The sequence below is a fragment of the Pectobacterium fontis genome (assembly GCF_000803215.1).
Taxonomy (GTDB): domain Bacteria; phylum Pseudomonadota; class Gammaproteobacteria; order Enterobacterales; family Enterobacteriaceae; genus Pectobacterium; species Pectobacterium fontis.
The window spans coordinates 37,856-51,051 of sequence record NZ_JSXC01000042.1; the positions used below are offsets into that span (position 1 = coordinate 37,856).

General features: G+C 49.8%; 10 protein-coding genes, 4 tRNA genes and 2 other RNA genes. 8 read left to right on the forward strand and 8 right to left on the reverse strand.

From position 1 onward, the window contains the following. Window positions 1–56: 56 nt before the first annotated feature. The 6 genes from degP (at window position 57) to OI69_RS15590 (ending at window position 7,138) form a co-directional block, all read left to right on the forward strand. Window positions 57–1,502, forward strand: coding sequence for a serine endoprotease DegP (degP, locus tag OI69_RS15565; protein ID WP_039352376.1), 1,446 nt, complete (start codon window positions 57–59; stop codon window positions 1,500–1,502). Window positions 1,503–1,735: 233 nt separating this feature from the next. Continuing rightward, window positions 1,736–2,893, forward strand: coding sequence for a CdaR family transcriptional regulator (locus tag OI69_RS15570; RefSeq protein ID WP_039352379.1), 1,158 nt, complete (start codon window positions 1,736–1,738; stop codon window positions 2,891–2,893). A 339-nt stretch (window positions 2,894–3,232) separates the two neighbouring features. Then, window positions 3,233–4,237, forward strand: a complete 1,005-nt coding sequence (locus OI69_RS15575) for a sulfate ABC transporter substrate-binding protein (RefSeq protein ID WP_407668777.1) — start codon at window positions 3,233–3,235, stop codon at window positions 4,235–4,237. 212 nt (window positions 4,238–4,449) lie between these two features. Next, window positions 4,450–5,262, forward strand: a complete 813-nt coding sequence (cysT, locus tag OI69_RS15580) for a sulfate ABC transporter permease subunit CysT (RefSeq protein WP_039352384.1) — start codon at window positions 4,450–4,452, stop codon at window positions 5,260–5,262. 12 nt (window positions 5,263–5,274) lie between these two features. Beyond that, a complete protein-coding gene (gene cysW, locus OI69_RS15585; protein WP_039352387.1) occupies window positions 5,275–6,156 on the forward strand; it encodes a sulfate ABC transporter permease subunit CysW in 882 nt (293 codons plus the stop codon). Next, window positions 6,146–7,138: a sulfate/molybdate ABC transporter ATP-binding protein gene (locus tag OI69_RS15590; protein ID WP_039352390.1), complete on the forward strand. Its 993-nt coding sequence runs from the start codon at window positions 6,146–6,148 to the stop codon at window positions 7,136–7,138. The genes cysW and OI69_RS15590 overlap by 11 nt, the downstream gene beginning before the upstream one ends. Before the next feature lie 83 nt (window positions 7,139–7,221). Here the strand turns inward: OI69_RS15590 and OI69_RS15595 are convergent, their stop codons facing one another. Further along, window positions 7,222–7,656 (reverse strand): DoxX family protein, encoded by a 435-nt coding sequence (locus tag OI69_RS15595; protein ID WP_039352393.1) that lies wholly within the window; start codon window positions 7,654–7,656, stop codon window positions 7,222–7,224. A 349-nt stretch (window positions 7,657–8,005) separates the two neighbouring features. Further along, window positions 8,006–8,458 (reverse strand): cupin domain-containing protein, encoded by a 453-nt coding sequence (locus tag OI69_RS15600; protein WP_039352396.1) that lies wholly within the window; start codon window positions 8,456–8,458, stop codon window positions 8,006–8,008. 220 nt (window positions 8,459–8,678) lie between these two features. On the opposite strand from OI69_RS15600, the gene OI69_RS15605 reads away from it, so the two are divergent. After that, on the forward strand, window positions 8,679–10,337 hold the full coding sequence (locus tag OI69_RS15605) for a methyl-accepting chemotaxis protein (RefSeq protein WP_039352400.1): 1,659 nt from the start codon (window positions 8,679–8,681) through the stop codon (window positions 10,335–10,337). Between the two features lie 262 nt (window positions 10,338–10,599). On the opposite strand, the gene OI69_RS19445 is transcribed toward OI69_RS15605, so the two are convergent. From OI69_RS19445 to OI69_RS15625, 6 genes are all read right to left on the reverse strand, one after another. Next, window positions 10,600–10,727: non-coding RNA, RtT sRNA (locus OI69_RS19445), on the reverse strand. A gap of 46 nt (window positions 10,728–10,773) precedes the next feature. Further along, window positions 10,774–10,901: non-coding RNA, RtT sRNA (locus tag OI69_RS19450), on the reverse strand. Between the two features lie 46 nt (window positions 10,902–10,947). Next, window positions 10,948–11,023: transfer RNA gene (locus OI69_RS15610), tRNA-Lys, on the reverse strand. A 7-nt stretch (window positions 11,024–11,030) separates the two neighbouring features. Next, window positions 11,031–11,106 (reverse strand) — tRNA-Val (locus OI69_RS15615). 60 nt (window positions 11,107–11,166) lie between these two features. Beyond that, window positions 11,167–11,242: transfer RNA gene (locus tag OI69_RS15620), tRNA-Val, on the reverse strand. 64 nt (window positions 11,243–11,306) lie between these two features. Beyond that, window positions 11,307–11,382, reverse strand: a tRNA-Val gene (locus OI69_RS15625). A 291-nt stretch (window positions 11,383–11,673) separates the two neighbouring features. Here OI69_RS15625 and gltX point away from each other — a divergent pair. After that, window positions 11,674–13,089, forward strand: a complete 1,416-nt coding sequence (gltX, locus tag OI69_RS15630; RefSeq protein ID WP_039352403.1) for a glutamate--tRNA ligase — start codon at window positions 11,674–11,676, stop codon at window positions 13,087–13,089. Window positions 13,090–13,196 lie beyond the last annotated feature (107 nt).

Genomic DNA, 13,196 nt, shown 5'->3' on the forward strand with positions numbered 1-13,196 from the left:
GTGTCGGGTACACGGGCCGTAAGACTTGCGTGTTGGTTACTATGAGATCGATTCCTATGAAAAGAAAATCATTGCTTCTGAGTGCGCTGGCGTTAAGTCTGGCGATGGCCATGGGGACTACCACTGCCTATGCCGCTGAGTCAGCGGCGTCTGCTGCGTCATCGGGTCAACTCCCTAGTTTGGCGCCTATGTTGGAAAAGGTGATGCCTTCTGTCGTGAGCATCTACGTTGAAGGGCATACCACGAACACAGGAAAAGAGAATATCCCGCCGCAGCTTCAGCCGTTTTTTGGGGAAAACTCGCCTTTCTGTCAGGAGGGATCGCCGTTCCAGTCATCACCGATGTGTCAGGGAGAGGATGACGATGAAGAGGGGCAGCCGCAGACAAAACAGGAGAATTTCCAGGCGCTGGGCGCGGGTGTCGTGATTAATGCGGAAAAAGGCTACGTCGTGACCAATAGCCACGTAGTGGATAACGCCGATAAGATTCAGATTCGACTCAGCGATGGTCGCAAGTATGACGGTAAAGTGTTAGGCAAAGACACGCGTTCCGATATCGCGTTGGTGCAGTTGAAAGACTTTAAAAACCTGACGGCCATCAAGGTCGCCGATTCTGAACAACTGCGGGTCGGTGACTACACGGTCGCGATTGGTAATCCGTATGGTTTGGGGGAAACCGCGACATCGGGCATCGTGTCTGCGCTGGGGCGTAGTGGGCTGAATATCGAAAACTACGAAAATTTTATTCAGACCGATGCGGCGATCAACCGGGGGAATTCCGGTGGGGCGCTGGTTAACCTGAATGGGGAACTGATTGGCCTCAATACTGCGATTCTTGCCCCAGATGGCGGCAATATCGGGATTGGCTTTGCTATTCCCAGCAATATGGTGCAAAGCGTCGTAGCGCAAATTGTCGAATTTGGTGAAGTGAAGCGCGGCGAACTGGGTATCACCGGTACGGAACTGAACTCTGAACTGGCACAGGCGATGAAGGTTGATGCACAGCGCGGTGCGTTTGTGAGTCAGGTGAGACCGAAATCAGCGGCAGATGAAGCGGGCATTAAGGCGGGTGATGTGATCGTGACGTTGAATGGTAAAGCGATCAGCAGCTTCTCCGCGCTGCGGGCGCAGGTCGGATCGCTACCCGTGGGCAGCAAAGTGGCGCTGGGACTGCTGCGTGAGGGGAAACCGCTGACGGTCAATGTCACGCTGCAACAGAGCAATCAGGCTCAGGTGGCTTCTGGCAATCTCTACTCTGGTATTGAAGGTGCTGAATTGAGCAATACCCAGGTGGAAGGCGAAAAAGGCATCAAGGTGGATAACGTCAAACCCGGCTCCGCTGCGGCTAAAATTGGCCTGAAGAAAGATGACATTATTCTCGGCGTGAACCAGCAGGCGGTGCAGAATATTGGCGAGTTGCGTAAAATTCTGGATAGCAAACCCGCCGTATTAGCCTTGAACGTGCGCCGTGGTGACAGCACGATTTATCTGCTGGCACAATAATCAGGCTATTACAGCCTGTCAGTGGATAATTACCTTTTAAGACAAGTTGTTACGTCGATTGACTGGTCGGGTACGTCGGTGCCCGACCGTTTCTCGCTTCTCCATGAAAGCGCTTTTGTGAGTTCTTCCACAGATTTAATCTAATTCCCGATTCTTTGTTAATTTGCACAATGTGTGGCGCACCGTGTGGCGATATGCTGGTGCAATTGTCAATGTTCCTCTCAGGGGTAAAAATGGCGTCGTATCATCTCAATGCCAAGATGGCACAGGATATTGTCGCGCGAACCATGCAGATCATTGATAGCAATATCAACGTGATGGATGCGCGCGGTAAAATTATCGGCAGTGGCGATCAGGAGCGATTGGGGGAACTGCATGAAGGGGCACTGCTGGCGCTCTCGCAGGGACGAGTCGTTGATATTGATGATGCTGTGGCACGCCACCTGCACGGCGTGCGTCCGGGTATCAACTTACCTCTTCGCATTGATGGTGAAATCGTCGGCGTTATCGGCCTGACGGGGAACCCTAGCCAGCTACGGCAATATGGTGAGCTGGTCTGTATGACGGCGGAAATGATGCTGGAACAGGCGAGGCTATTGCACATGCTGGCGCAGGATAGCCGCCTGCGTGAAGAGCTGGTGTTGAACCTGATCCGTACCGACGATCTCTCTCCCGCTCTCATGGAGTGGGCGCAGCGCTTAGGCATCGATCTGAATAAGCCCCGTGTTGCGGCGGTGATCGAAGTGGACAGCGGGCAGCTCGGCGTCGATTCCGCCATGGCGGAGTTACAGCAGTTGCAGACGCTACTGACCACGCCGGAGCGTGACAACCTGATCGCTATCGTTTCGCTGACGGAAATGGTGGTGTTAAAGCCTGCGTTGAACAGCCACGGGCGCTGGGATGCGGAAGAACACCGCAGGCGTGTGGATACGCTGATGTCGCGCATGGCGGAAAGCAGCCGGCTGCGGGTGCGGCTGGCGTTGGGGAACTATTTTGCTGGCCCCGGCAGTATCGCACGGTCTTACCGTACCGCGCGCACGACCATGAGCGTGGGCAAACAGCGTATGCCTGCTCAGCGCTGTTATTACTATCAGGATCTGATGTTGCCTGTACTGCTGGATAGCCTGCGTGGCGGTTGGCAGGCAAACGAACTGGTGCGCCCGCTCGCGAAGCTCAAGGCAATGGACGGCAATGGTCTGCTGCGTCGGACGCTGGGAGCCTGGTTTCGTAACAATGTTCAACCGGGTGCGACGGCGAAGGCTCTGTTTATTCATCGCAACACGCTGGAATATCGTCTTAACCGTATTTCTGAACTGACGGGATTAGATTTGGGGAATTTTGACGATCGTCTGCTGTTATACGTGGCGTTGCAACTGGATGAAGAAGAGTAAAAGAAGCAGAGAAATCGCGTTTACGCTGCCTGTTCTCTACCGTATCCCTCTGATGCCGTGCGGCATCAGGGCTGTCTATTTCAGCCGTGAGCGGTAACAGCATGGTTTATGTAACAACATTGCTTAGACTGAAAATTATGACATAATCATTAACAATATAACGCGATAGCATAAATTATCGCGAAACAATATTTTTGCCCCTTCCTCATATCCACTATTGTCACTCCCATATTGTCGTTGTCAGTGAGATAACCGCATAAACGGCTTAACCAGCCACATTCATCATTATTTTATCTAAATACTTTTAAGCATTAAGGTTAGGGAGTGATAAGAATGTCAATACGTCGTCTGGGGTTATCTGTTGCTACGGCAGCACTGTTATTTTCTGGTGTGGCCTCGGCGGCTACCGAACTATTAAACGTGTCTTACGATCCAACGCGTGAGCTGTATCAGCAATACAATGCGGCGTTTATTAAGCATTGGAAAGCCACCACGGGTGAAGATATCACTATCAAAAATTCGCACGGTGGCTCAGGAAAGCAGGCACGTTCGGTGATTGATGGTTTGCAAGCGGATGTGGTTACGCTGGCGCTGGCAGGCGATATTGATGCATTGAATCTGAATCAGCCACTGATCGATCCTAAGTGGCAGGCGCGTTTGCCTGATAACAGCACGCCCTATACTTCCACTATTGTTTTCCTGGTGCGCAAAGGCAATCCAAAGCAAATCAAAGACTGGAACGATCTGGTGAAGCCGGGCGTTGAAGTGATTACGCCAAACCCGAAAACCTCCGGCGGCGCACGTTGGAACTTTCTGGCAGCTTGGGCATATGCCAAAGCGCAACCGGGCGGCAATGATGAGACCGCACTGAAATTTGTCACCGAACTGTATCGTCATGCACCCGTACTGGATACCGGTGCGCGTGGGGCAACCATCAGCTTTGTACAGCGTCAGTTAGGTGATGTCCTGCTGGCATGGGAAAATGAAGCATACCTGTCTCTGAAAGAGCAGGGGGGCGATCAGCTTGAGATTGTCACCCCATCTCTGTCGATTCTGGCTGAACCGCCAGTTGCCGTTGTCGATAAAGTCGTTGAACGTAAAGGGACACAGAAACAGGCTGAAGCCTATCTGCAATACCTCTACAGCGATGAAGCACAGCGCATTATTGGTAAAAACTTCTATCGCCCACGTAATGCCAAGATTGCAGAGGAGTTTAAAGATCAGTTTGCGCCAGTGAATCTGGTGACGATTGATAAGGATTTCGGTGGTTGGAAAGCGGCACAGGACAAATTCTTTAACGATGGCGGCGTATTTGACAAAATCTTTAAAGAGATCAACAAATAAATTTTAATGTCTGACAGATTAAGGCCGCTATCATCAGGCGGCCTTTTTCAGGTTAAAAGGTTGGCGATATTAATACTGGTCACTTAAGCTCGTGTATCTCGATGCTTAAACGATTGGCATTAGGCGACAGCCGTCTGGAACCTTCTGTCAGGTAGCGCGCGTCGGCAAGCAGTTGTTGGCTGGATAGTGAGTATGAAAATGAAAGGCACGGTATGTCACAGCGTTCTTCCTCAGTGATTCCCGGTTTCGGGCTAACGTTAGGGTTTAGCCTGAGCTATTTAGGATTAATTGTTCTCATCCCGTTGGCGGGGATGTTTTTGTATGCCAGCCAACTCACGTTTGGCCAGTTTTGGGATCTGATAACCAGCCGCCAGGTGCTTTTCTCCCTGCGGCTTTCGTTTGGTACGGCGCTGGCAGCGGCATTTATTAACGGTATTCTCGGTACGCTGCTGGCGTGGGTGCTTGTGCGGTATACCTTCCCCGGCCGCAAAGTGATTGATGCCATGATAGATATGCCCTTCGCGCTGCCAACCGCGGTGGCGGGGATTGCCCTGACGGCGCTGTATGCGCCGAATGGCCTGATTGGCTCGCTGTTTCCGTTCAAAATTGCTTACACCAGCATTGGTATCACACTGGCATTAATCTTCGTTACGTTGCCTTTCGTGGTCAGAACGCTGCAACCGGTGCTGGCCGATATTCCTAAAGAAGTGGAAGAAGCGGCGGCATGCCTTGGCGCGCGCCCGCTTCAGGTTTTCCGCCATGTGCTGCTTCCTGCGGTGTTGCCCGCGTGGTTGACGGGCTTCGCGCTGGCTTTTGCCCGTGGCGTTGGGGAATACGGTTCCGTGGTGTTTATCGCGGGGAATATTCCGTTTAAAACCGAAATCCTGCCGTTGCTGATTGTCTCCAAGCTCGATCAGTATGACTATAAGGGCGCCACCGGGATCGGCGTATTTATGCTGCTGGTTTCTTTCATTATGCTGCTGCTGATTAACGTGTTGCAGCGTCGCATCCAACCGAAACTGTAAGGGCTGGTCGTCATGGAACAGGTTATTTCCGCTCAGGCCAGCGCGGCTAAAAGAAAAAAACAGCCCGCAGCCTATTACATTCTGGTCTCTCTGGCGTGGATCGTCTTTTTCCTGATTCTGGTGCTGCCGCTGATGATGGTGGTCACTCAAGGGCTGGATAAAGGCGTCGGCGCATTTTGGGAGGCAATTAGCGAACCGGATGCGATCTCGGCATTGAAGCTGACGCTACTGGCTACCGTCATTTCCGTGCCGTTAAACGTGGTTTTCGGGCTGGCGACAGCGTGGTGTGTGACGAAATTTGAATTTCGTGGTAAGAGCCTCCTGCTGGCGCTAATCGATTTGCCTTTCTCCGTGTCACCAGTGGTCGCGGGGCTGGTGTATGTGCTGCTGTTTGGGGCGCAAAGCAAAGTCTATCCCTTCCTGCTCGAACACGATCTGCAAATTGTTTACGCTGTTCCGGGTATTGTTCTGGCGACGATTTTCGTTACGCTGCCTTATGTTGCTCGTGAACTGATTCCGCTGATGGAAGAGCAGGGTTCGCAGGAAGAAGAGGCGGCGCGGCTGCTCGGGGCGAATGGCTGGCAGATGTTCTGGCATATCACCCTGCCGAATGTGAAGTGGGCGCTGATTTACGGCGTCGTGCTGTGTACGGCACGCGCGATGGGGGAATTCGGGGCCGTTTCCGTCATTTCCGGTCATATTCGCGGCATGACTAACACGCTGCCACTGCATATCGAAATTCTTTATAACGAATACAACATCGTTGCGGCTTTCAGCGTGGCGATTCTGCTGCTGGTGATGTCGCTGGTGGTGCTGCTACTGCGCCAGTGGAGTGAAGGTCGATTGACGAAGCAAATACAGAAACAACAGGAGTTGGCCAAAAATGAGCATTGAGATTCGCAATATTAATAAACAATTTGGCCAGTTCCGCGCGCTGAACGAGATTAATTTGTCGATCCACAGCGGTGAGTTGGTGGCGCTGCTGGGGCCATCTGGCTGCGGTAAGACGACGTTACTGCGTATTATCGCCGGGCTGGAGCAGCCGGATAGCGGCAGCATTATCTTTCATGGGCAGGATGTATCCGTTCATGATGTGCGCAAACGTAACGTCGGGTTTGTGTTTCAGCACTACGCGCTGTTCCGCCATATGACGGTGTTCGATAATGTCGCGTTTGGCTTGCGCATGAAGCCGAAAAATATCCGGCCATCAAAAAGTGAAATTGAAAAGAAAGTGCATGAGTTGCTCAATCTGGTGCAATTGGACTGGCTGGGGGATCGCTATCCTGAACAGCTTTCCGGTGGTCAGCGCCAGCGTATCGCACTGGCGCGCGCACTCATCGTTGAGCCGAGTATTCTGCTGCTAGATGAGCCTTTTGGCGCGTTAGATGCCAAAGTGCGTAAAGAACTGCGCCGCTGGTTGTCTCAACTGCATGAAGATATCGATCTCACGTCGGTATTTGTGACGCACGATCAGGAAGAAGCGATGGAAGTCGCCGACCGTATCGTACTGATGAACAAAGGTGTGATTGAACAAATCGGTACACCAGCGGAAGTGTATAACAACCCGGCCAGCGAGTTTGTTTACCATTTCCTTGGCGACAGCAACCGACTGAAAGTGGCGCAAACGGAAGAAACGATTCTGTTCCGCCCGCATGAAGTGTCGTTATCGGTACAGGCTCAGGATGGCTATCAGGCGGTGACGGTGCGTGATATTCGCCCACTCGGTGCCTTAACGCGACTGTCTCTGAAACTGGGTGAACAGTCGGAGCTGATCGAAGCGGAAGTCGCTAAAGATGATGTGAGCTTACAAGGGCTTCAGAAAGGCGATGTGATTCAGTTCAAACCGAAACGTTATAGTCATGATTGGGAAATCTGATCGAGAGTGTGTTCAGGTATGAAAAAACCCGCGAAATTCGCGGGTTTTTTCTTTTGTCGTCAATACCTGCTGGATGGAAAGGATTAACGATAAGCGGGATTAGAAGCGACAGAATAACGGCCACTACCAACCAGCATGATGATAATGCCAGCGAAGAAATAGAGTGCTTCTACTTCCAGCGCCCAGGCACCTACTTCAGTCAGGGTGAAGAATTTGCCCGTACCCACCATCAGCGTCGCCACAACCAGCGTCAGCGCAGCAATCAGGCCAGAAATGCGGGTAAACACCCCCAGAATAATCAGGATCGGGGCAACGACTTCGCCCACATAAACGCCATAAGCGATAAAACCAGGCAGGCCAGCGCCTTGCAGCATCTGCACGATCCAACCCACACCGTGCTCAATTTTTGCTACGCCGTGAAACAGCAGCAGAATACCAACGGTTAAACGCAGTAAAAGTTTACCAGCATCAGGATGATCGGTTAAACGTGTGAACCACTGGTTCAATTGAGAAATCATGATAGATGTCCTTATTAATGAGAAACAATGTTTATTGGCATGGGGCGCAGTGTCGTCGATTTAGGGGCAGAATAGAAAACCAATAAATTTGATATTTTCTGTCAAAAAATTACGTGAAGCGCGCGAGCATCGATAAGCATAGCACTATGGCTGTGGTAGTCTAGGGAATGAAATAATACGTTATGAAATGGTTATGGCAGCATTTTTCAATTCGCATACTGAACTGGAATAATGGCGAGTCCCAAATGAAGAGACTCGCGTCATCCTATCCAAAAATAATAATATTTAATGCTGAGTAGTAAATTATCTATGGGGCGTCACTGAATCAAGTGAACCCTGTATAAGCATATTATTTTTCAGCAATGAAATGATCGTTGTTATTGATGATGGGGATATAGACCCTTACCCATTCATTGCCGTCAATGATATCCCAACTATGACCTTCACCTTTGGTATCATCTGCAATGAGTACCGTACCAGGTTCAATAATAAACGTTGAGCCATCGCTGACTTTGAATTTCAATTTGCCTCGCATGGTGACGACATATTGTGTTCTTGGGGCAGGGTGTACACCTTTTTGCCATTCTTCAAAGGTATTGCTGAAATAGATATTTTCCGAGGAAAATTTTTCCAGTGAAGGAATACTACCTCTGACGAAAGCAGAATGATTATCCGGCGTATTGATGAGTTTTATCGCGGGAAGGCGATGCAGGCTATTCTCTTTTGTGATAGTTTCGCTGTGTGCCGTCATTGATATAAATAGGCCGATGACAGCGAAGAAAAACACGTTAGATCTTTTCATTTGCGATTTTACATCCATAATGTTGGTTTTTGTTAAGTTTTTTAAATGATTAAATAAAATTGTTGATTATGATTTTTTATTTTGTAGGATTCAGCGTGCGGTAATCTACTTGTCTGTAGATAATGCCGTCAATTATTTTTTTTAAAATAAAAAACACCTGAGATAGATGATATCCTTTGCAATATTAGGGGATTTTCTAAAGTACAATGGATGGAAATGGATGAATAGGTTAAAAAATGCACGCCTTGGCACTATGCTGGGACTAGGTTTTGCTTTTGTTATTCTTATTGGATTATTAGTTGCAATATTTGCGCGAATACAGTTGAGCACGGTAGGACATAATTTTGATTATGTCGCGAAGACGAGGTTATCCAATTTACTGTTGATCATGGCGATAAAAGATAAGATTACTGACAACGCCTACGAAACTCGTGACATGGTACTTTACACTACTCAGCCGCACAGTGAGCAGGAGATGCGGGAGTATGTACAAAGTAAACTAAAAATATTAGAGCAACGTATCGTTGATAATAATTCATTATTAAAACAATTAGATGCGTCATTGAAAATTAAGCATTCGCGTGAACTGTTTGATAATTTAAATCGTGTTCGTCCTCCTTATTCGAATGTATTACGTAAAGCGATGTCTCTCAGTGCGTCTGGACAGTATGACGAAGCGCGAGCGGTTGTGATCAATGAGGTATTAGAGAAACAAGATCATGTGCTGGAAGCACTGAATCTGCTCATCAGCGAACATGCAAAAGATACCGCTAGTATGTCTCAGAATTACATGGAGGATGCTAATGAGGCTGGAGCGTTGCTGTTAATGATGATTGCGTTGAGTATTGTGCTGGGGGTCTTGGTTTCCTGGGGAATCAGTCGCACGGTTAAGGGGCTACTCGGAGGTGAACCGGCTTATGCTGCTTCAATGGCGAAGCAAGTGGCTGATGGGCAACTGTCTTTCCCTGTTGAACTGCGTAAGGGAGACACCAGCAGTCTATTATCGACGATGGACAATATGCGTGAACGCTTGCGAGGTATGGTTCAGCAAGTACGCAACAGTAGTGAATCCATCGCCACTGGTGCGAGTGAAATTGCAGCAGGTAGTACGGATTTAAGCCAGCGTACAGAAGAGCAAGCTGCCAGTTTGCAAGAAACCGCAGCGTCAATGGAGCAAATTAGTCAAACTATCCAGCAGAATGCAAATACCGTGCGAACCGCCATACAGTTAGCGAACACCACCAGCGATACCGCTGTGAAGAGTGGTGATGCGGTGCATGATATTGTGCATACTATGCAGGAAATCAATACCAGTTCGCAGAAAATTGGTGACATTATCGGTGTAATCGATGGTATTGCATTCCAGACCAATATCCTGGCGCTGAATGCTGCTGTAGAAGCTGCCCGTGCGGGTGAACAAGGGAGAGGGTTTGCTGTTGTTGCCGGAGAAGTCCGATCATTAGCTCATCGTTCTGCTTCCGCTGCGAAGGAAATTAAAATGCTTATCGGTGAAAGCCTCAGTACAGTAGAGAAAGGCTCAACAAAAGTCAGTGCTGCGGGCAGTACTATCGATGAATTGGTGCAGCAGGCTCGCCATGTGGCTGAGTTAGTCGGAGAAATCGGTGTGACTACCGCCGAACAAGAAAATGGTATTGACCAAATTAGCACGGCCATCATCCAGATGGATCAAGTCACACAGCAAAATGCTACTTTGGTCGAAGAGTCTGCAAGTGCCGCGCATAGCTTAAGCGAGCAGGCAGCTAAATTGGTAGAACTGATGAGCGCCTTTAAAATTGGACGCACCGGTAAGGCCTTAGTCTCGAATACGGAAAAAATCGCACCGCTCACCTTGGCCTTATCTTCTAGCCAGAACAATTAGGCGTCAATCACTAACCTTATAGCTTATAGATAGCTCTCCATTTGTAGGGCCGATGTGTGGTCCTACAAATATGTTTATGCTGGCGTGATGGCATTTACAGATAGGATACTCAACGTTATTCCACATGATAACGGAATATAGGCGATGCTCAGCCAACGTCAATGCGACTTAAAGCATGAACAATATATCCATGACAGTACGGACATTAAAAAAGAGATAGTATTTGGTGGATTTACTTCAAAGAGGATTCACTTTGCGGAAGTGGTGGGTCGTGCAGGATGACTCGGCCTTTGGCCTCGCCCCTTCGGGGTCAACGCTGGCGCGTTGCTGTCTCACTTCGCTCGACTCGAACCTGAACGCAGGTTCTCACCTACTCGACACGAGTAATCGATAATGTTTGGTGGATTTACTTCAGAGAGGATTCACTTTGCAGAAGTGGTGGGTCGTGCAGGATGACTCGGCCTTTGGCCTCGCCCCTTCGGGGTCAACGCTGGCGCGTTGCTGTCTCACTTCGCTCGACTTGAACCTGAACGCAGGTTCTCACCTACACGACACGAGTAATCGATAATGTTTGGTGGGTTTACTTCAGAGAGGAATCACTTTGCGGAAGTGGTGGGTCGTGCAGGATTCGAACCTGCGACCAATTGATTAAAAGTCAACTGCTCTACCGACTGAGCTAACGACCCGCAGAAGTGGTGGGTGATGACGGGATCGAACCGCCGACCCCCTCCTTGTAAGGGAGGTGCTCTCCCAGCTGAGCTAATCACCCACTTCTGTACTACATTTGTACTACGTTTACTTCTAATAAGAAGACCAGCTGGTATGAGATTGGTGGGTGATGACGGGATCGAACCGCCGACCCCCTCCTTGTAAGGGAGGTGCTCTCCCAGCTGAGCTAATCACCCAATCTCAAATCTTCTTACTCTACACAGCGAGCGACTCTTACTTAACATTCGTAAACGTAAAGAGTGGTGGGTGATGACGGGATCGAACCGCCGACCCCCTCCTTGTAAGGGAGGTGCTCTCCCAGCTGAGCTAATCACCCCCGCTGTGTGGAGTCGCATTATAGGGATCCTTGAATGTGAGTCAACGCTTTTTAAAACTAAAATGATTGTTCGTTGCAAAATTAGGCAAGGCGTCGTATTTATCGCCGTTGACGCTGCATCCTTGCGCAATTCAGCCGGTTATCTGGTTATTTCCATCAGAATAAAAGCCCGTGCGGCATGTTACGACGTTGAGGAATCGAAGCAGAGTGATAGAATGTTGCCCACTTTTGTTCTCTGAGCTTATGTCGGTCTGTGCCGACAGCCGTTGCGTAATAAGGCTGTAATCCCAAATGAAAATCAAAACCCGTTTCGCGCCGAGTCCTACTGGCTATCTCCACGTCGGCGGCGCTCGTACCGCACTTTACTCTTGGCTCTTTGCCCGTCATCAGGACGGCGAGTTTGTGTTGCGTATCGAAGATACCGATCTGGAGCGTTCAACTCAGGACGCGATTGATGCCATTATGGATGGTATGAACTGGCTAAGCCTGAACTGGGATGAAGGCCCGTACTACCAGACTAAACGTTTTGACCGTTATAACGCGGTTATCGACCAGATGCTGGAGAACGGTACGGCATATAAGTGCTACTGTTCTAAAGAGCGTCTGGAAGCGCTGCGTGAGCAGCAGATGGAAAATGGCGATAAGCCTCGTTATGACGGCTGTTGCCGTGGTTCTCATGAGCACCATGCGGATAATGAGCCGCACGTTGTGCGTTTCCTTAACCCGCAGGAAGGTTCGGTCATCTTCAATGACCGCATTCGTGGGCCGATCGAATTCAGCAATCAGGAACTCGACGATCTGATTATTCGCCGTACCGACGGTTCACCAACTTACAATTTCTGTGTCGTTATTGATGACTGGGATATGGAAATCACGCACGTTATCCGTGGTGAAGACCATATCAACAACACGCCACGTCAGATCAATATCCTGAAGGCGCTGGGCGCACCGGTGCCGGAATATGCGCATGTGTCGATGATTCTGGGTGATGACGGTAAGAAATTGTCCAAGCGTCACGGTGCGGTCGGAGTAATGCAATACCGCGATGACGGCTATCTGCCGGAGGCACTGCTGAACTATCTGGTGCGTTTAGGCTGGTCATCTGGCGATCAGGAAATCTTCTCTATTGATGAGATGAAATCTCTGTTCTCTTTGGATGCGGTCAGCAAATCGGCAAGCGCTTTCAATACGGAGAAGCTGCAATGGTTGAACCATCACTATATTAACCATCTGCCCGCAGAATACGTGGCGACGCATCTGTCATGGCATATTGAGCAGGCTGGCATTGATACCCGTACCGGGCCACAGTTGAGTGAACTGGTTGGCTTGTTGGGCGAACGTTGCAAGACGCTGAAAGAAATGGCGGATTCTTGCCGTTATTTCTATGAAGATTTTGCCGAGTTTGACGCTGATGCGGCGAAGAAACATTTGCGTCCGGTTGCTCGTCAGCCGCTTGAACTGGTTCGCGAGAAACTGGCTGCGATTACAAGCTGGACGGCGGAGAACATCCACCACGCCATTCAGGGCACGGCGGATGAATTGGGTCAGGGCATGGGTAAAGTCGGTATGCCGCTGCGCGTTGCAGTCACGGGGGCAGGCCAGTCTCCAGGTGTTGACGTGACGGTACAGGCGATTGGTCAGCAGCGTTCGTTGGCGCGTATTGATAAAGCGCTGGCGTTCATCGTTGAACGTGAAGCCCAGCAGTAATTACTCGCGTGAATAGCGTTATATAAAGCAGACCCCGGCACCATACCGTCATACTGTTGGATTTAGGGGGAAACACGGTGATGAGTCCCGCAGGGATACCTCGCACC